The sequence below is a fragment of the Prevotella veroralis genome, assembly GCF_018127765.1.
In the GTDB taxonomy this organism is placed as follows: domain Bacteria; phylum Bacteroidota; class Bacteroidia; order Bacteroidales; family Bacteroidaceae; genus Prevotella; species Prevotella veroralis.
Window position 1 is genome coordinate 1007613 of the sequence record NZ_CP072330.1, and the last position, 19511, is coordinate 1027123.

Below are 19511 nucleotides of genomic sequence, written 5' to 3' on the forward strand. Positions count from 1 at the left end.
GCTATAGTATTAAGCTATGCCGTGAGCATTAACATTTCTGTCAATACGTCCAAGCATACCCTGCAATGCTTTACCAGGTCCACACTCGATGAACTCATCAGCACCATCAGCAATCATGTTCTGGGCACTCTTCGTCCAACGTACACTTGAGGTGAGCTGAGCTATCAAATTCTTCTGAATCTCGGCTGGATCGGTATGCGGCAATGCATCTACATTCTGATAAACTGGGCACTTTGGAGCATTGAATTTAGTTGCCTCAATAGCTGCCTGCAATTCGTCTTTAGCTGGCTGCATCAATGGAGAGTGGAAAGCACCACCAACCTTCAATGGTAATGCGCGCTTAGCACCTGCTTCCTTTAACAACTCGCATGCCTCGTTGATAGCGTCAACAGAACCTGAAATAACTAACTGACCAGGGCAGTTAAAGTTGGCTGCTACACAAACTTTACCTTCCTTTGACACTTGAGCGCAAATCTCTTCAACCTTCTCGTCTGGCAAGCCTATAATTGCAGCCATAGTACCAGGGTTCTGCTCACATGCCTTCTGCATTGCGTTAGCACGAGCTGCAACCAACTTCAAACCATCCTCGAAACTTAATGCACCCGCAGCAACAAGAGCAGAGAACTCACCCAATGAATGACCCGCTACCATATCTGGCTTAAACTCGTCACCTAAGCAAAGGGCAGAGATTACACTATGAAGGAATACTGCTGGTTGAGTTACCTTCGTTTCCTTTAGTTGGTCATCAGTGCCTGCGAACATAATATCTGTGATCTTGAAACCAAGAATCTCATCTGCTTTATCGAATAATTCTTTTGCCAATGGGCTGTTCTCATAAAGATCCTTACCCATCCCAACAAACTGAGATCCCTGTCCAGGGAATACAAATGCTTTCATCTTATTTTATGCTTTAATTATTAATACTTTGTGAGTGCAAAGGTACAGAAAATTAAATAGATAATGAAGAATTACGCCCTAAAACCAAAGCATATATATTAAATAGGCATAAGCTGTAGACGATACGCACATAGGTCTATCCAACTGATCAAGGCAAGCGCAGCTTACTAAAGCCGATAGAAACATAGCATAAACCATGGATTTAACTGCAAGAAGAACTCGGGTTCGATGATACTCTATAAGTTTAAGTAAGCATGAATTTAAACACTATAACTCTCTAATTCATAGCGCACTTACTATTATGCTTAAAGTACGAATGACGTATAACTTAAAGTGCAAACGTACTTATACTTAAAGTACAAGTGACCTCTAACTTAGAGTACGATTGTACTTATACTTAAAGTACGAAGGTACTTTAAGTTAATAATCTCTTCTCTACACGTTTGTATAATAAATTATACACGTTTGTATAATTGGTTATACACGTTTGTATAATTGATTATACACGTCTGTATAATTGATTATACACGTCTGTATAATTGGTTATACACGTCTGTATAATTGGTTATACACGTCTGTATAATAGACTATACAAACGTGTATAAAGAAGTACTTCCAATATAAAGACGATTCACTTCATTATATGTAAAGGTAGTGAGCGTAACTATAAGTCCGATGCTTCTATCTCATATTGCGGGGCGAGCATACAACTTATTTACGAAATTAAACTGCAAAGTATTTTCATGTCTTATTAATATTCAGTATCTTTGCCATGCAATTATAATTAAAAACCAATAATCAATAAATTAAAACCCAAACTATGAGAATTAAAAAGACATTTGCTGCAATACTCATTGCAGGCAGTTTCTTATTACCAACGAATGCTTTAGCACAATTCAATTGGCCTTACAAGATTGTTAACGGAAAAGCTGTCACAGAGGTTCCTACCCGTCCTGCTGGTGAGCAAAGTGTTTTAAACCTTGCAACACCAAAGATGAAGGTTGTACGTGTAGCCTTCGTTGGACTTGGTATGCGTGGTCCAGGTGCCGTTGAACGATGGACGCATATCCCTGGAATACAAGTTATGGCGTTGTGTGACTTTGAGAAGGATCGTGCAGAAAGGTGTCAGCAATATTTACGTAAGGCTAGTATGCCTGCTGCGGATATTTATTCGGGCGAAGATGGTTACAAAGAATTGTGTAAGCGCAAAGATATAGACCTTGTTTATATTGCACCTGATTGGAAACATCACTTCCTGGTTGCAAAAGAAGCAATGACACATGGTAAGCACGTTGCAATAGAAGTTCCTGCAGCGATGAATATGTCAGAGATATGGCAACTCATCGAATTATCAGAGAAGAATCGTCTACATTGTATGATGCTTGAGAACTGCTGCTATGACTTCTTTGAGTTGAACTCTTTAAACATGGCTCAGAAAGGTATCTTTGGTGAGATTCTTTATGTACAAGGAGCTTATCGCCACGACCTTACTCCGTTCTGGAATGCTTATTGGAAGAAGGATAAAGAGGATAAGTTAGGCTGGAGATTGGATTACAACCAGAAGTTCCGTGGTGATGTATATGCTACTCACGGCTTAGGTCCTATTGCACAAGTGTTAGACATTCACCGTGGCGATCGTATGAAGACGCTTATAGCAATGGATACAAAGTCTGTTAATGGTAAGATGCACGTTGAACAAATGAGCGGTGAGCCTTGTAAGGAGTTCCGCAATGGTGATCAAACCACAACGCTGATCAGCACAGAGAATGGAAAGGTGATTGAGATTATTCATAACGTAATGACTCCACAGCCTTACAATCGTATGTATCAGTTGACTGGTACAAAGGGATTCGCTAATAAATATCCTGTTGAAGGCTATGCTTTATCGTCTCAAGAGCTTGCAAAAGCAGGTGTAACCCCTTCAGCAGATGACTTATCGGGGCACAGCTACTTATCAGCGAAAGATAGAGAAGCTTTGGAGAAGGCGAACGAAAGTCCTATCATCACAAAGTATGAGAAACAAGCGAAGGAAGTTGGTGGTCATGGCGGAATGGACTTCATTATGGATTCACGTCTAGTTTATTGCTTACAGAACGGCTTGCCATTGGATATTGATGTGTACGACTTAGCTGAATGGTGCTGTCTAGCCGAGTTAGGTTCTATCTCTATGGATAATGGTAATATCCCTGTGGAAGTACCTGACTTTACACGTGGTGAATGGAATAAGATTAAGGGCTTCCGTCATGCTTACGCATCTCCTGCTGACGAGGCACAAGCTAATGCTGATGCCATTGCCTTTACGAACCAACTAAAAGAAAAGGGTAAGAAGTATTGGGAGAAGGTTGATAAAGCTGCAAAGAAGAAATAAGGTTTAGACCTTAGATATACGGAAAAGGTGCCACAACTGATAACTCAGTTACGGCACCTTTTTAAGTTATGCTCAACTTAACCTCTTACTTTCTCAAGGCTAAGTTGTAATTGTAATATTCTGTCTTACCTGTAATATCTTCTACAACCTCGATAAAGGGAGGGAAGTTGACATCCTCATGGTCAACAATGCCTTTCGTCTCAAGTATCTGAAGATTGCGCATTGGAGATAAATAGGTATCAAGCTCAAAGAATTGACCACGCCATATAAAGGTTTTACGAATCTTATGGATTGACTGACGATAAGGGTCGGCTTGACGCATTAAGGATTCATAGAGGTTATTATCAATCTGTCGCTCGGTAACTACCTGTGCATTGTTTGCTAAGGTCTTTTTCGTTGTACGAACATTAACAGAAACGCCGTTCAATGTACGACGACGAAGACGCACCTCACTACGTGGGTCGGAGGTGAGATAAGTTTGAATAATCTCACTTTCTATAGCATCAGGAATCTCACCTGTTAAGCGAACAATATATTTACGTTCTTCTACAATCTGCTGCGGAATCTCAAGCACATTCGATATCTCTTGAATAACACGATTGATCTTTGTGTCAAAGTTCTCGTGGTTGTTGATTACACGCAGATGAGGATGCTCTGACCAGGCTTGAATGACTTTCTTATCAAGTTCACGTGCAAGCTCCAATCCTTCTGTACGCTCCGCATTGTTAGCCGTGGTATAGAATTGTTCTGCACCATCAGCAGCACTGACAAGGTGAAGTACCGCATCATATCTAGCACGTAACTTCTCCGAACAGGTTCCAACGCCAGCCGTAATCTCATCCCACATTTCTGGTTTCATATAAGCAGAAATATCCATCGTTCCACGATCACAAACGATGATGGTTGGAGTAGTAATTGTTTCGGCTATCCGCGTAAACTTATCCTCCAAAGCAAGCTGCATTTCTAGTGTCGCTTTCTCTCCTTCATAAAAGAAAGCGTGATTATCCGTAAGGTAATCCATACCTGCTTGGCTAAAGAGCGTTGGCACTTCAGGAATAATAAACACCTTGTAACCGAGACTGGAGAAATGCTCGATAATCTTGACAAGTGCTGTCGTTTTTCCGGCACAAGGTCCGCCGGTAAGTACTATTCGTTTCATAATAAACTAATAAATCCCTTCCACCCGGAAGTGAAAGGGACTATTATCTAACATTACTGCTTTACAGTGCAAAATGTCATTTGTTGAATTACTCAGCTGCTGGAGCTTCCTCCTCTGCAACAGGTGCCTCTGCAGGCTGCTCTACTGGAGCCTCCTCAACAGCAGGTGCTGGCTGGTTCTCTGCAACAACAGTTACAGGAATCTTAACCTCAACCTCCTTGTGGAAGTGTACAGTAGCTTCAGAAGTACCTACCTTCTTCATATCGTGCATTGTGACAATCTTGCGATCAATCTCAATACCACGCTTTGCAAGCTCTTCAACTACAGTTGCTGCATTAACAGAACCGTAAGTTACACCAGTAGCTGATACCTTTGTTTCAATAACAAGTTCTACACCATCCAACTGTGATGCCTTCTTCTCTGCCTCAGCCTTAAGAGCTGCAAGCTTAGATGCCTGCTGCTTTAAGTTCTCAGCCAACTGCTTCTTAGCTGAAGGAGATGCGATAACACCTTTACCTGTTGGAATGAGATAGTTACGACCGTAGCCGTTCTTTACATTAACGATATCGTTCTTGTATCCAAGACCGATAATATCTTCTTTTAATATAATCTCCATCTATTGACCTCCTTTTTACTTCATCAAATCGGTTACGTATGGAAGTAATGCAATCTGACGAGCACGCTTAACAGCCTGTGCCACACGACGCTGATACTTCAATGAAGTACCTGTGATACGACGAGGAAGGATCTTACCCTGCTCGTTAAGGAACTTCTTCAAGAACTCACCATCCTTATAGTCGATGTACTTAATACCGCTCTTCTTGAAACGGCAATACTTCTTCTTCTTTGTGTCGATAGAAGGAGCTGTCAAATAACGGATCTCTGATTTCTGCTCTGCCATAATTATGCCTCCTTTTTAGCTGCCCATTTAGCACGACGCTTCTCTGCGTATGCTGCAGAATACTTGTCCTGCTTAACGGTAATGTAACGAATAACCTTCTCGTCACGACGGAAGCCGGTTTCGAGAGTGTTAATAACTGATGGTTCTGCATTGAACTCTAACAATGCGTAGAAGCCTGATGACTTCTTCTGAATGTTGTAAGCCAACTTCTTCAGACCCCAGATCTCCTCGTTCAAGATCTCAGCACCATTATCAGTGAGCAGTGTCTTGAATTTAGCGACCGCTTCCTTCATCTGTTCGTCAGATAAAACGGGAGTCAAAATGAAAACGGTTTCGTATTGATTCATACTACTTTAAATATATAAAATGAATTAAAAATGCACCTTGCATACGCAAATGCAACGCAAAAGTACTACTTTCCATGCAATTGACCAAATAATTTTAGTACTTTTGCTCATCGTATAGCATAATTACAGGTTCGTTATGAGAAGATATATCAAATATTTAGGTCTTATTGCCATCATCATTGGCATTCTCTTATTTACAATACATGTCATTATTTCCTTTCAAAGGAATACTCTATTATTCTCAGGTTTGATATTGATCATTGGTGGAACTATTGTATTTATAAAAGGTAACAAACTTGATTTACCTTGAATTCAAGCAACCATTAGATAACAAAAAGCAAAGCCCAATAGGATTGCATATTATGAAGATTCCTATTGGACTTTTACTTACTCCTATTAAATAGTTAATGTGTCATTAACCAACAGTTCTCAATCTTCGTCTGGCACAATAAGCTTGTAGCCTTTACCATGAATATTAATAATCTCTATTTGATTATCTGGCTTCAAGTGTTTACGGAGCTTTGTGATATACACATCCATTGAACGAGCATTGAAGTAATTATCATCAATCCAAATGGTCTTTAAGGCATAATCACGTTGGAGTATCTCATTAGAATGAGCACACAACAAAGCTAGCAATTCATTCTCTTTCGTAGTAAGCTTAGTTACTTTCTCTGGATTATTATCTAATGTCAACAATTGCTTCTGTGTATCGAAAGTAAACCGACCAATATTATACATAGTAGATTCTTTCGTCTTCTTTCCCTTTACACGACGAAGAATAGCCTCAATACGGAAAACAAGTTCTTCCATAGAGAAAGGCTTGGTGATATAGTCATCTGCACCAATCTTGAAGCCCTCAAGTATATCTTCTTTCAGTTGTTTTGCTGTAAGGAAGATAATAGGAATTTCCGCATTTGCCTGGCGAATCTCTTGTGCTAGTGTGAATCCATCTTTCTTTGGCATCATCACATCAAGTACACAAATATCATACTTATTCTTCAAGAAAGCCTTATAGCCTACTTCACCATCTGGGCAAAGGTCAGCTTGAAAGCCTTTTGCCTGTAAATATTCACTCAATAGTGTTCCGAGATTCTCATCATCTTCACACAATAAAATCTTTAACTTATCATCCATAATCTATAACTTTTAATGTTTATTTTTATACTTCATCTTCTATTTCTTCATCACGAATTACGGGAAGTTTTATAATAAACTTAGTTCCCTTACCAAACTCGCTTAATACTTTAATCTCACCACTATGTAAATCAACCATTCTCTTTACATAAGCTAAACCTAAACCGAATCCTTTTACATCATGCCTATTACCTGTATGTACACGATAGAACTTATCAAAGATCTTCTTTAAGTTTTCTTTCTTTATTCCCATACCTGTGTCACGCACAGAAAGATAAAGGTGTTCATTCGTATTCCATGTCTTCAAATAGACATTTAATGGTTCGTCTGGCTTTGCATACTTGACAGCATTATCCAAGAGATTAAATATCACATTCTGGAAGTGCATCTCATCAACATACACGGTTGAATCAACAGCTTCAATCTCCGTATAGACTTTACCACCAGTATGTTCTACTCGCAGTGCGAATGAGTGTGCAATAGTTTCAACCATTTCGTTTAAGTCCGTATGCTTCTTCTTTAGTACTGCCTTCTTTCTATCGTACATACTCATCTGCAATACTTTCTCAACTAAGAAACGAAGGCGCTTAGCCTCATCATTGATTACACCGCCCAAGTGTTCCACCATCTTCGGAGACTTTTCCAAACTCTTGTCGTTCATCATCTGTGCCGCCAAAGAGATACTTGCAATAGGTGTCTTCAACTCATGTGTCATATTGTTGATAAAATCGTTCTTTATCTCACTATAACGCTTCTGACGGAAGATCGTTACAATAGTGAAGATAAAAGTTACCAACAATACAAACGTGAAGATGATTGAAGGTATCATAAAACGAATACTAGAGAAGATATAATTATTCATCTCAGGGAAGTGTACCTTCACAACTCCCATTCTATTCACTGGGTCATTACGGAATAACACCTGTGAGTAAGTATTCTCTTCCCCATCCGATACATAATCTGGACAACGATAGACTTCACGACCATCTTGCGTTGTAACCGTAAAATGATAGGGGATGTTAATACCATTATTCATCATCTCCGCCTTTAAATCTTGGTCTAACAATTTAAAGTTAATACGTTGTTTTAGAGGCTTATCTGATGCTGAATAAAGTATATTATATACAACCTCTTCAAGCATTGCTTTCTGATAGACATAACGATTACGAACAATCTCTTGCATGTTACGTTTTGTAGCAGAAAGCGAATTACTATCATTACGGAGAATCATTGCCTTAGGGGTCAATGATGGCTTCGATTGTAATAACTTCGCTTCAAAAGATGTATATGCATCGCCTTGACTATCTACTGCTAGAGTTTGATGTGTAGCAACGGAATTATCCTTTGAAGTTGAATGTTGTTCCGACTGCTTACGTTCTTTCTTATTTACATCATCTTCTAAATAACGAAGGGTCTCATTCAATTCCATATTCCGAGAAGCCTGATAAAGAGCACGATTGACTGATTCGTCAAACTGTTCTTTCTTCATCTCAGCCATTTCTTCTATGTAATTGAGTTGGAGTAGAAGTAAGCCTAGGAATGATAATCCCATGATTACTGCAATAATCCAAATTGTCTTCTTCTTCATTATTATTACTTCTATTCGTGTATGCTGCGATCCCAGAAGTATATTCAGACTACAGCTCTACTACGATGTTCACGATTGCAAAGATAATATTTTATTAATCCATTAACACATAAACGTTAATTAATAGAATGCGATTTTAATTAATTAACATTTTTGAGAATATATAATTAATGATTGTCAAGCGTATCAAAATCATTGTATAAAGAGGAGGACTAAGGAAATGACAATAAGATTAAATGTTAAGTAAATACTATAAGTAAGTAATCAAGAACGACACTTCCTCTATCCACAGAGAAAGGATAAAGAGACATATTAACGTATAAGCAAGCCAAGATAAAGACATAAGAATACTTTAAATTAAACATCTATCATACTTTAACTTAAATGCCAAAAGAACCTTAAGTTAAAGTAAAACTAAGCAATAATAGAGTGCACAAAAGAGGGCACATTACACTCTCATCATTACAAAATAAGAGTGAACGCACCCTTTGGATTACTCTATTAACCTTAAAATGATTATGCTATTCTTCTTCGTCCTTTACTTCTGCCTCATGCTCTGCAATTAGCTTCTGCTGAAGATCATTAGGAACAAGCTCATAACTAGCAAACTTAGTTGTGAAGCTAGCTCTACCACCAGTGAGGGAGCTGAGAGAAATACTATAGTTAGCAAGCTCTTTTAGAGGAATCTTTGCCTGTAACTTCTGATAGCCTGCTTCTGAATCCATACCCATGATCATGGCACGACGTCCTTGTAAATCGCTCATCACATCGCCCATATAGTCACCTGGTACGTAGACTTCCAAGTCATAAATAGGTTCAAGAATCTTTGGACCAGCAGCTTTGAAGGCATCAGAGAAAGCATGGCGAGCTGCCAAAGTGAAAGAAAGTTCGTTAGAGTCAACTGGGTGCATCTTACCATCATAGACAATCACACGAACATCACGCGCATAACTACCCGTTAATGGTCCACGCTCCATACAATCCATGACACCTTTTAATATAGCAGGCATAAAACGAGCATCAATAGCACCACCGACAACAGAATTGATAAACACGAGCTTTCCACCCCAAGGAAGATCACGCTCTTCACGTCCCTTGATATTCATCTTAAACTCTTGTCCGTTGAACTTATAGGTTGTTGGATCAGGCATTCCTTCTGCGTATGGCTCGACAATCAAATGAACCTCGCCGAACTGACCAGCACCACCACTCTGTTTCTTATGGCGATACTCTGCCTTTGCTTGCTTAGTTATCGTCTCACGATAAGGAATCTTAGGTTCTTTAAAGGTTACCTGTAGCTTCTCATTGTTCTCTAAACGCCACTTCAAAGTACGAAGATGGAACTCGCCTTGTCCATGAACAATTGTTTGTTTCAACTCCTTACTTTGTTCAATAACCCACGTCGGATCCTCTTGGTGCATCTTTAATAATGCTGCCATGAGCTTCTCTGTCTCTTGTGAGCTCTTAGCCTCGATAGCTCTAGAGTATTTTGAATTAGGATATTTAATGAAGTCGAAACGCTGATCTGTCCCCTTACCATTGAGAGTGTTACCAGTCTTAACATCCTTCAACTTCACCATACAACCCAAATCACCTGCATTTAGCATATCAACAGGAATACGGTTAGCCCCCGCACAAGCATAAAGCTGTCCAACGCGCTCTTTTGAACCACGATCAGAGTTAGTGAGATCATCACCCGTCTTCACACAACCACTCATCACCTTAAAGTAACTTACTTCACCGATATGTGGTTCCATACCCGTCTTGAAGAAATAGAGTGATTCTGCACCTTTAGAATCCGGAGCGACCTCTTCACCACGTGTGTTATGTAGTTTAGGCATTTCGTCAACGAACGGAACGACATTACCTAAGAACTCCATCAATCTACGAACACCCATACTCTTACCAGCACATACACAGAAGACTGGGAATATAGAACGTGTAATGAGTCCTTTACGAATACCCTCACGCAACTCGTCTTCAGAGAGTGTTTCTTCTTCAAAGAACTTCTCCATCAACCCTTCATCATTCTCTGCTGCTGCCTCAACAAGTGCCTTATGAAGTTCCATAGCCTTATCCATCTGATCGGCAGGAATATCCTCAATGATTGGTTCTCCACCTTCAGGCTTCCAGCTATACTTCTTCATCAACAGAACATCAATCAGACTATTAAACCCTGGTCCTGTCTCTAATGGATATTGTACTGGAACACATTTCGAGCCATAGATCTCTTGCATACTTGCAATAAGATTATCGAAGTCGCATTTATCAGAATCAAGTTGATTTACCAAGAAGATAACAGGCTTCTTGAGTTTCTCTGTATAGCGGAAGTTATTCTGTGTGCCAACCTCTGGTCCATATTGACCATTAATAAGAATGACAGCCTCATCGGTAACATTAAGAGCAGTGATAACACCACCAATAAAGTCATCACTACCTGGACAATCAATAATGTTTAGCTTCTTGTTGTTCCATTCAACATGGACAACAGTTGGGAACACCGAGTAACCATACTCTTGTTCTACTGGGAAATAGTCACTAACCGTGTTCTTAGCTTCAACCGTACCACGCCGCTTGATAACACCAGCTTCGAATAACATACTTTCGGCAAGAGTTGTCTTGCCACTACCCGCACTGCCAATTAAGGCAATGTTCTTAATTTCGTTTGTCTGATATACCCTCATATCCGATAGATTTAAGCTATTAGTAATAAACTTATAATTTGCTTTTAGGTTATGAGCCTTAGCTCTTATTTTCAGTCGCCTAAGGTAGCCATTTCCTATGAAAGCACCAAAAGTTTTTACTCAAAAGGCGTTATTTTTTAAAACTTATTAGTACATTTGCAATGTTTCCCACAGCATTACATTATATATAACACAACATCAGAATCATGGCAGGCTTATATGTTCACGTTCCCTTCTGCGCAAGTCGCTGTATATATTGTGGTTTTTATTCTACTATTCCAACAAGGCAAAAGGATAACGGACTTACAATAGAAGAACAATATGTAAATGCTCTTTGTAATGAGATGCAGCTTCGGGCGAACGAACTAGATGAACCTATAAGGAGTATATATTTAGGAGGGGGGACTCCTTCGCAATTAACATATAAGAGTCTACAACAGATATTCTCAACCATCAAAAAGGCATTTCACATAACATGGAATAAGAATAATAGTCCTTTAGAAATAACTATGGAGTGTAACCCAGACGATGTAACAGATACATTTGTACGTGACTTACAAAAGTTACCTATCAATAGAATATCTATGGGTGTTCAGACATTCTCGGATGAACGTCTACGTTTCTTACATAGAAGGCATACGGCAGATGAAGTTGAACTTGCAATAAAAAGATTACGTAAAATCGGAATTCATAATATATCTATTGATCTTATGTTTGGATTCCCAAACGAGACAATGAATGAATGGAAGTCGGACATTGATAGAGCTATCCAACTAAACGTTGAACACCTTTCTGCTTATAGTCTTATGTACGAAGAAGGTACTCCACTCTATCAGCTATTAAAGAATGGGAAGGTAAAAGAAATGGATGATGAACTTTATCGCCAAATGTATGATCTACTCATCAATGGTCTTACACAGGCAGGATATGAGCATTATGAGATTAGCAACTTTGCCAAACTCAAACCTCAAAGATCAAACTTCAAAGGTCAAACATCAAAGGGCAGAGACCAAAGTCCTTTCCGCTCTTTACACAATAGTTCTTATTGGCATAATGTACCCTATATTGGACTTGGTGCTGCAGCCCACTCTTATAACAACAGTAAAAGAAGTTGGAATGTAGCAGATATCAAAGCCTATATTTCTGCATTAAAGGACAACAAACGTCCTTATGAAGAAGAATTTATAGATGAGGATACACATTATAATGATATGATAATGACGGCTCTCCGCACCCGGGAAGGATTGCAATTATCTACACTTTCAGAGCCTTATCAAGACTATCTCATGCGGCTTGCGAAACCTTTAATACAACAGAATTTACTAAAAGAAGATGATGGATGGCTACATCTTACGCATAATGGAATATATGTTAGTGATGCCATCATGAGTGATTTAATGAAGATTTAATCCTTACATATCCATATCATCAATAGCATTTAACACATAATATTAGAAAGATGACTAACGAAGAATTTGAAAAGAAATGGGCGGAGAACCGAAATGATGTTCTCGCTAACAATGAAGAATATCAACGCATTGCCAAAAGCTATAATAGCTGGGGAATGATAGATTATATCATCTTCATAATAGGATTCGTTATTTGTGAGAACTTTACAAAAGGGCTGGTGAACAATATAATCCTCCAATATCTTATAGCACTTGTAGGCATGGTCATTATATGGCTTGGCTATCGCCTTATCAAAAGCATGCTTACTAGTAAAAAGACATTGGAGGACTTAGAGCGCAAGATAAAACAACAATATCGCGAATCCTTACGCAATCATTAGTCTTGCACTTTCTTTTCCTTTGCTGGAGGTAACAATAGGTTCAGGATAACACCAACGACTGCCGATAGTCCGATACCACTGATCGAGAAACTACCCCATTGTAGTACGGCTCCTCCAATACCCATTGTCAACGTAATGGATATTATTATGATATTGCGAGTACGGTTGAAGTTAACCTTATGCTGAATGAGGTTCTGAATACCTACAGAAGCGATGGTACCAAAGAGCAATAACATAATACCTCCTAACACGGCTGCAGGAATACTCTGTAAGAGAGCACTCAACTTACCAATAACCGAGAATACAATAGCTGTTGCAGCAGCAATACGAATTACTTGTGGGTGTGTTACCTTTGTAATACTCATCGCTCCTGTTACCTCACTATAAGTTGTAACTGGAGGTCCACCAAAGAAAGAAGCAGCCAAACAAGCCAAACCATCACCTAACATTGTGCGATGTAATCCTGGAGAGGCAGTGAAGTCCTTATCTGCAACAGCACTAACTACATAAATATCGCCCACATGCTCTATCACTGGTGCAATAGCCACAGGAATCATATAGAGGAATGGTTCCCAAGCGAATTGTGGAAGATGAAAGTCTGACAAGGCAGGAGGCAAAGCCAACCATGGTGCTGCCTCGACATGTGAGAAATCAACAACTCCCATACAAATAGCAACGATATAACCACAAATGATACCGCAGATAACAGGTACAAGTTTCATTAAACCACGCCCCAAAGACAATACACTCACAGCTACAGCTAATGAAACAAATGCCAATAACCAATTCGTCTTTGCCATATCAACAGCCGATGTCGATAATGACAAACCAATTAAAATAATTACTGGTCCAATAACGACTGGAGGAAATAACTTATCTAATAGTTTCTTTCCCTGCCATTTAATTAAGGCTGACATAACAAAATAAACGAGAGAGACTCCTGCTATTCCTGCCAATGTACCGGGCATTCCCCATTGCTTTGAAGCAGCAATGATTGGTGCGATAAAGGCAAATGATGAACCTAAAAAAATAGGAACCTTACCTTTCGTAACCAAATGAAAGATAAAAGTTCCTATACCTGCTGTGAATAACGCTGTTGCTGGATCAAGCCCAACAAGCAAAGGGACGAGAACAGTAGCACCGAAAGCTACAAAAAGGAATTGCACTCCCACTATAGTTTTCCGCACTGGTGATAGTTTTAAATTATCCATGTATTGATTGATTAATATGAATATACACTAATAGTCAGTAGACTAAGAATGGTTTTCAACTGCAAATTTATAAAAAATTGTGCAGTACAGGGCTACAATACTAGAAAAGTTTAAGTATCACTTAAAAACATGCAATTAGAGAGTAACAAAAGAATATATTTTGTTTTTAACACCATTTTAATGGTTTATAACTTACTGAAAATCAATAATTTATAGAGCAATTTATACTTAAAACGTGTAAAGCAAAAAAATGGTGTAATACCATGTTTTAGAACGAATTTAACACGAAAAAGTTATGGAAAAGGTATTGTTAAAAAGTATTAATTTCAATATTAGGAATGATAAGGATAAAAACAATTATACCCTTATCTACCTTGTATTGTATGTTGGAGAGAAGGGAAAAAACAAACAATATAAATTGCCATTTGCAAAGGTAATAGCGAAGTATTGGAATAGTAAGCAGCAACTACCAATATTAACCGCAAAGGGTATGAGTAGTGAAATGAAGCAACAACAACTAACTATCAATCAATTAATTACTGATATTAAGTGTACGTTATGCGTGGGTAATAGTTATACAATAGACGAAATTAGAAAATTAATAGAAAATAAAACCATTAACATAATTTCACAAAATGAGTATGGGACTTTAAAAAATAAAGGGTATATTACAGGTGTTGATGACAATGAAAGCAATTATAAGGAAAAGTTGCCAAAATGTCAAGTATTAATTAAAAATAAAAATAAAATGCCTATTACTGCACAATTTATTAGCGCAAAAAGAACGCCAAAAGCCACAAAGGCAATTAAGCGAGTTTTTAAAAATTGGAAAGAAAATAGCCCAAAATCAGAAGGTACGCTAAATCAATACTACTACGATTTAATGGCATGGGTTAAATGGGTTGAGAAAACCAATCAAAGAGATGGTTACTCTCTTTTCAATGTTGATGGAGTAATTGCGTATAGAGAGTATTTGACAAAAAAGGGTGTGAAACCTGATACCATTAATTACAAATTACGATTACTTTGTCAAGTAATTAATGAATTAGCAGCAACCAATGAGAGAAAAAAAGGTATCAATTATATTGAGCCAAAACTTGTTTTGCTTAAAAATTTTGTTAAAAATAAAAAGCAAAAGGAAGAGATAACAAGCGAGGATATTACTTCCTTTAAGGTCGTTGAATGTTTCAACGAAAGTGAAGAATTTTATAAAAACTTATTTTTGTTGCAAATCGCTACAGGTCAACGAGTTAGCGACCTTTATACAATCTTACAAGGGGAGTATCAAGTAATATCAAATGGGGTTAAAATCTTCATTAAAGTTGTGAATAAAAAGGGTTCACGACCCAAAATGAACAATTACAAATTTTCCTATATTGAACTTACAACAGAAGTTAAGGGACTTATCGAAATTTTGCAAAAAAGCAAAGTAAAAGAAAGTTGCTATAATTTTTTGAGAAAAGAGTATAATGTTATTTTGAAAAAGTTATTTGAACGTGCAAATATTACTCGTAATAGTGTAAATGGAAAACCACTATTTAAGGAAATTTCAAGCCATTACGGTAGGCACACGTTTGCCACTCAACAAGTTAGAAATACCACCGACAAAGGGAGTATTGCAAAAATGATGGGTTGTACTGAACAAATGATAACCAATGTATATATGCACCAAAGCGATATGGATATAATTAATAGCATATCGCAAGCACAAGGTGGTACAATTAATTGAAATTGATAAATTACCATGAAATATAAAGGGAACAAGGCGTAAATGTTTTGTTCCTTTTTTTATAAAAAAAACCATACCTTATAGTAGTAGTTTTACACCATTATATATTTGGTGGGTTTACTTTGGCAGTACCCACCAAATATAATGGGTGGTGTTGGTGGTTAATTGTGTTGCTTGAATAGTCGTTATATTGGTGTGGTTATTTTTTTTTATTAAGTAGACCTATATAATGCAAATAAGCATAGAGACCCACAGGGTGCTTATCCTTATTATTTTTAAATAAGCATAGAGACCCTGTGGGTCCCTATTAAGGACCCTGTGGGTCCCTACATTAAATTAATATATATATTACATATATATAAGGAGAAAAAAGCAAAGCCATATACCTTTGTTTTTTCTCCCTTCCATTGATTTCGTTTAAACACTCAATCAATGGGGTGTGGTTTTTATATTAATAAAAAAAAAGAACCATACCAAAAGTAAGTCGTTGAAAGTACAACACCTTTTCAAGGGCAAAGAAAAGAAAAGAACCGCCCAAAAAGAAAGAAAGGTGCAAGCATGCGTACCTTCAAGGGGGAGCAATGCGATAAACACCGACAATTACGACAATACACAACAAAACATACCCACCACCAACAACAAGAAATACCCCCAAAAAAGAAATACCCCAAATAATGCGCTACAAGGCGTTATTTCCCCTTTACCCTTATAATTATACCCCAAAGCGTTTATAACGCCTTAAAATGGCTTAAAACCGCCTTAAATCGAATTATATAATATAATGTACGCACGTGTATGCGTACATCTTTATATTATATAGGTAAATTTAATTTAATCAAAAAAAATATAAAAAAAGTATCTTTAAAATTTTGATTTTAAAAACAAAGAACATATATTTGCATTGTAATTAAGAATTAATAATTTATATTATATTACTTGATTTACATAATATTATTATATTTTAATTAGAATTTAATCTAAAATATAAAAATAATAATAAAAAAATTAATTCATAACTTGCTAATATTCAATATATTGCAAGGTTTTTTATGAATTAATTTAAATAAAATGTTTATTTCCTGAAATTAAATACTATTTATTATTGTAGAAAGTAATTAATTATTACAATAATAATAAATTTAAAAATAAAATAATATGAGTGTAAAAAATCATACTGATGAGACAAAATTAAAAATGAGTGCCTCCCAAAAAGCACGACATGCAAGAATGAGCGAAGAACAAAAGAAGGCAATTTCTGACAAACTCAAAAAAAAAATGGAGAGAGATACACAATGCGATGTACTTACTTCAATATGAAAATGATTAGAAAAAAAATATAATATCCTTTCTTTGAGTGTGGTGGGAAAGTGATACAACAACCACCACACAATTATATATAATTTCGTGCAAGGGGTGGTAACAACACCACCCCAAACACTTACTAAAATTTGAAAGGATATAAAATGACATATACAAATTTTATATTGAAATTTAATAATGATAATTTTCCAAATTTGCACCCACTCAAGGAGGGGTTTTTGTTACAAATGCTAATTGATTTGGCAACAAGGGGAGGTAAAATAGAAAGCGAAATATTTGCAGAAAAGTTATACTTTGCCCAAAGAATGGGAGAGGGCAAAATTGCCCCCAAAAATCAAAGGCAATACATCGATAAGTTGATTAAAGTATTAGTTGATAATGGCTATATTGAAAGTGTTGAGGGTGCGTACCACGAAGTAAAAGGTAGGATATTTCACACATCAAAATGGGTGCTATCAACAAAAACAATAGATATTATCAAGCAAAATATGGCTAAAAAAAAGGTTATAAAAAAAGAAACCATACCATCAACGAAAGCAGCAACGCCAAAGAAGGCAGTTGCAAGTAAAGTTGAAAAGAAAGAAAATAACCCACTTGTGCAAGTGTACGAAGATTTTTAAAAAAAGATGGAATTAAAATTATATGATATAGAAACAGCCACCGCAAAGTTAGCAGAACCGCCAACAAGTACCTTTGGAATAAATAATAATTTGGATAATATCTTCAAGTTGGCAAAGGGGTACTTCGGAATACTTCAAGCCCCACCATGTCAGGGCAAAACAACCTTTCTTAATTATTATGGTGTAAAGTTATCCAAACTAAATAATTGGCACGTACTTTATATAATGATGGAAACACCTGATAGGTTGGAAATTAAATTGTTAACAAAATACTTCAATGGTAGTGTTGAGGAAATGTTAAAAAATAATCATATTCTCAATATGGAATTAAATACATTTGATGAAGTTATGGAGGCAATTACTCAAGTGGCAGCAAAGTTTGATAACTTACTTGTCATAGTAGATAATGCAACGTGTATCGAGGCACTTATGGGTACTGATGTCACCGACCTCATACGCAAACAATACCTATTAAATTTATCAAGGTTGACAAAGAAATTAGGTATTTCCATTATACTTTGTGCACACTCTATCAGATTGAAGGAGGGGCAACGACCCTCCATAAATACAAGTTATGGTGGTACTTTCATGGAAAGCACGTGTGACTTCATGCTATCTATTGAGATAACGGACAAGGAAAATTGCATATCAACATTTCGTGTGCTGAAACGAAGATACGAATTTTTCGGTGGCAATAATGGTGGTGATGAAATTTCCCTACAATTTGACAAACAAACAAGGGAATTTATCAACGTTGATAATGATGAGGTATTAGATGAAATATTTGGTAAAGCAAATTAAAATAACATATTGAAAAACAATAAAATATGGTAATAGTCACAATTGCCAAACGTGGCAGAATTAAAGGAAAAATTGATATAATTACAGCCATAAACGAGGGAAAAAAACATATCCAACAAATAGACGAAATTAGAAAAATTGATAAGGCAAAGAATCATGCGTTATATAATAATTTAAAGGGCAAATTGCTTGCATTTACGCCGTCATGCGTATGCGAGGGGGAAACTTTGAAAAAGGAAAATGTGGTAAAAATTAATAACGTTATTGCCATTGATATTGACGGACAGGATAACCCTAATTTGTCAGTTTATAACATGAAGGAAATTGTTACAAAGTTACCATTTGTAAGATATTGCGCAATGTCAGTTGGTGGGAAAGGTATATATTGCCTTATACCATTTAAGAAGGAATACGCAAACAAAGATAATTTCAAGGAGGTATTTAACGCCTTACAAAGTGATTTCAAGGAATTAGGAATTGTAATCGACAAGCAATGTTGGAATCACAATAGGCAACGTTATGTAAGTTATGATACCAATGAGTATTGGAACGATTCATGCGTATTATATGATAAGAAGTTAACCATACCTAATAATAACAGACCCCAAATTTCATTGAGAGCCACTCAAGGCGTATCAATGAAAGAGGGTACAGATAGACCAATTACGCAAAGGGATAAGAACAAGTTACGCATGGTATTTGATGATATTATGGCAAATAACATAATTGTAACCCGTAATCATACTGATACATTGACGTTATGCAATATCTTCTACAATGCCTTCGGATATGATGGTTTGCAATGTGTACAGATTTTACGGCAACAAAGGAAAGGTTATGACGCTGCAAAGTTGGATAACACCTTTGAGTACGTGGCAAATTCAAGTTACCAACCTTGTAGAATTAATTTGTTCTTTGATATGTACAAAAAGGCAAAAAATAACACATTAAATTAATATA

At 36.9% G+C, this 19511-nt stretch carries 17 protein-coding genes; 8 read left to right on the forward strand and 9 right to left on the reverse strand.

Annotation, left to right across the window (positions count from 1 at the left end):
• Positions 1-9 precede the first annotated feature (9 nt).
• The gene (fabD, locus tag J5A55_RS04220) at positions 10-897 is read right to left on the reverse strand and encodes an ACP S-malonyltransferase (RefSeq protein WP_004383256.1); all 888 of its coding nucleotides are present in this window, start codon (positions 895-897) and stop codon (positions 10-12) included.
• 820 nt (positions 898-1717) lie between these two features.
• On the opposite strand from fabD, the gene J5A55_RS04225 reads away from it, so the two are divergent.
• Entirely contained in the window at positions 1718-3265 is a 1548-nt protein-coding gene (locus J5A55_RS04225; protein WP_004383257.1) for a Gfo/Idh/MocA family protein, read from the forward strand.
• Between the two features lie 85 nt (positions 3266-3350).
• Here the strand turns inward: J5A55_RS04225 and J5A55_RS04230 are convergent, their stop codons facing one another.
• From J5A55_RS04230 to J5A55_RS04260, 7 genes are all read right to left on the reverse strand, one after another.
• A complete protein-coding gene (locus tag J5A55_RS04230; RefSeq protein WP_004383258.1) occupies positions 3351-4424 on the reverse strand; it encodes an AAA family ATPase in 1074 nt (357 codons plus the stop codon).
• A gap of 88 nt (positions 4425-4512) precedes the next feature.
• Positions 4513-5040, reverse strand: coding sequence for a 50S ribosomal protein L9 (gene rplI / locus J5A55_RS04235; protein ID WP_004383259.1), 528 nt, complete (start codon positions 5038-5040; stop codon positions 4513-4515).
• A gap of 15 nt (positions 5041-5055) precedes the next feature.
• Entirely contained in the window at positions 5056-5325 is a 270-nt protein-coding gene (gene rpsR / locus J5A55_RS04240; protein WP_004353605.1) for a 30S ribosomal protein S18, read from the reverse strand.
• Positions 5326-5327: 2 nt separating this feature from the next.
• A complete protein-coding gene (rpsF, locus tag J5A55_RS04245; RefSeq protein WP_004383260.1) occupies positions 5328-5672 on the reverse strand; it encodes a 30S ribosomal protein S6 in 345 nt (114 codons plus the stop codon).
• A gap of 429 nt (positions 5673-6101) precedes the next feature.
• Positions 6102-6809, reverse strand: a complete 708-nt coding sequence (rprY, locus tag J5A55_RS04250; protein WP_004383261.1) for a response regulator transcription factor RprY — start codon at positions 6807-6809, stop codon at positions 6102-6104.
• A 25-nt stretch (positions 6810-6834) separates the two neighbouring features.
• Positions 6835-8397, reverse strand: coding sequence for a sensor histidine kinase (locus J5A55_RS04255; RefSeq protein ID WP_004383262.1), 1563 nt, complete (start codon positions 8395-8397; stop codon positions 6835-6837).
• A 521-nt stretch (positions 8398-8918) separates the two neighbouring features.
• On the reverse strand, positions 8919-11081 hold the full coding sequence (locus J5A55_RS04260) for an elongation factor G (protein WP_004383265.1): 2163 nt from the start codon (positions 11079-11081) through the stop codon (positions 8919-8921).
• 206 nt (positions 11082-11287) lie between these two features.
• On the opposite strand from J5A55_RS04260, the gene hemW reads away from it, so the two are divergent.
• On the forward strand, positions 11288-12490 hold the full coding sequence (gene hemW, locus J5A55_RS04265) for a radical SAM family heme chaperone HemW (protein ID WP_004383267.1): 1203 nt from the start codon (positions 11288-11290) through the stop codon (positions 12488-12490).
• Between the two features lie 50 nt (positions 12491-12540).
• Entirely contained in the window at positions 12541-12870 is a 330-nt protein-coding gene (locus J5A55_RS04270; RefSeq protein ID WP_004383269.1) for a hypothetical protein, read from the forward strand.
• Here the strand turns inward: J5A55_RS04270 and J5A55_RS04275 are convergent.
• Positions 12867-14081 (reverse strand): uracil-xanthine permease family protein, encoded by a 1215-nt coding sequence (locus J5A55_RS04275; RefSeq protein ID WP_004383270.1) that lies wholly within the window; start codon positions 14079-14081, stop codon positions 12867-12869. The genes J5A55_RS04270 and J5A55_RS04275 overlap by 4 nt on opposite strands.
• A 295-nt stretch (positions 14082-14376) precedes the next feature.
• On the opposite strand from J5A55_RS04275, the gene J5A55_RS04280 reads away from it, so the two are divergent.
• From J5A55_RS04280 to J5A55_RS04300, 5 genes are all read left to right on the forward strand, one after another.
• Complete coding sequence (locus J5A55_RS04280; protein ID WP_004383273.1) at positions 14377-15810, forward strand: tyrosine-type recombinase/integrase; 1434 nt, start codon at positions 14377-14379, stop codon at positions 15808-15810.
• 1155 nt (positions 15811-16965) lie between these two features.
• Positions 16966-17127 carry a hypothetical protein gene (locus J5A55_RS04285; protein WP_004383275.1) on the forward strand — a complete coding sequence of 54 codons (162 nt, stop codon included), beginning with the start codon at positions 16966-16968 and terminating at the stop codon, positions 17125-17127.
• Positions 17128-17273: 146 nt separating this feature from the next.
• Positions 17274-17750, forward strand: a complete 477-nt coding sequence (locus tag J5A55_RS04290) for a hypothetical protein (RefSeq protein WP_004383276.1) — start codon at positions 17274-17276, stop codon at positions 17748-17750.
• Positions 17751-17756: 6 nt separating this feature from the next.
• Positions 17757-18551 (forward strand): AAA family ATPase, encoded by a 795-nt coding sequence (locus J5A55_RS04295; RefSeq protein WP_004383277.1) that lies wholly within the window; start codon positions 17757-17759, stop codon positions 18549-18551.
• A gap of 26 nt (positions 18552-18577) precedes the next feature.
• Positions 18578-19507: a BT4734/BF3469 family protein gene (locus J5A55_RS04300; protein ID WP_004383278.1), complete on the forward strand. Its 930-nt coding sequence runs from the start codon at positions 18578-18580 to the stop codon at positions 19505-19507.
• The last annotated feature ends 4 nt before the right edge of the window (positions 19508-19511 follow it).

Coding starts and splice junctions, on each gene's coding strand:
- J5A55_RS04225 (WP_004383257.1), top strand. CDS start 1,718: ATGAGAATTAAAAAGACATTTGCTGCAATACTCATTGCAGGCAGTTTC.
- J5A55_RS04280 (WP_004383273.1), top strand. CDS start 14,377: ATGGAAAAGGTATTGTTAAAAAGTATTAATTTCAATATTAGGAATGAT.
- J5A55_RS04290 (WP_004383276.1), top strand. CDS start 17,274: ATGACATATACAAATTTTATATTGAAATTTAATAATGATAATTTTCCA.
- rprY (WP_004383261.1), bottom strand. CDS start 6,809: ATGGATGATAAGTTAAAGATTTTATTGTGTGAAGATGATGAGAATCTC.
- J5A55_RS04300 (WP_004383278.1), top strand. CDS start 18,578: ATGGTAATAGTCACAATTGCCAAACGTGGCAGAATTAAAGGAAAAATT.
- hemW (WP_004383267.1), top strand. CDS start 11,288: ATGGCAGGCTTATATGTTCACGTTCCCTTCTGCGCAAGTCGCTGTATA.
- rpsR (WP_004353605.1), bottom strand. CDS start 5,325: ATGGCAGAGCAGAAATCAGAGATCCGTTATTTGACAGCTCCTTCTATC.
- J5A55_RS04275 (WP_004383270.1), bottom strand. CDS start 14,081: ATGGATAATTTAAAACTATCACCAGTGCGGAAAACTATAGTGGGAGTG.
- J5A55_RS04295 (WP_004383277.1), top strand. CDS start 17,757: ATGGAATTAAAATTATATGATATAGAAACAGCCACCGCAAAGTTAGCA.
- fabD (WP_004383256.1), bottom strand. CDS start 897: ATGAAAGCATTTGTATTCCCTGGACAGGGATCTCAGTTTGTTGGGATG.
- J5A55_RS04270 (WP_004383269.1), top strand. CDS start 12,541: ATGACTAACGAAGAATTTGAAAAGAAATGGGCGGAGAACCGAAATGAT.
- J5A55_RS04285 (WP_004383275.1), top strand. CDS start 16,966: ATGAGTGTAAAAAATCATACTGATGAGACAAAATTAAAAATGAGTGCC.
- J5A55_RS04230 (WP_004383258.1), bottom strand. CDS start 4,424: ATGAAACGAATAGTACTTACCGGCGGACCTTGTGCCGGAAAAACGACA.
- J5A55_RS04260 (WP_004383265.1), bottom strand. CDS start 11,081: ATGAGGGTATATCAGACAAACGAAATTAAGAACATTGCCTTAATTGGC.
- rpsF (WP_004383260.1), bottom strand. CDS start 5,672: ATGAATCAATACGAAACCGTTTTCATTTTGACTCCCGTTTTATCTGAC.
- rplI (WP_004383259.1), bottom strand. CDS start 5,040: ATGGAGATTATATTAAAAGAAGATATTATCGGTCTTGGATACAAGAAC.
- J5A55_RS04255 (WP_004383262.1), bottom strand. CDS start 8,397: ATGAAGAAGAAGACAATTTGGATTATTGCAGTAATCATGGGATTATCA.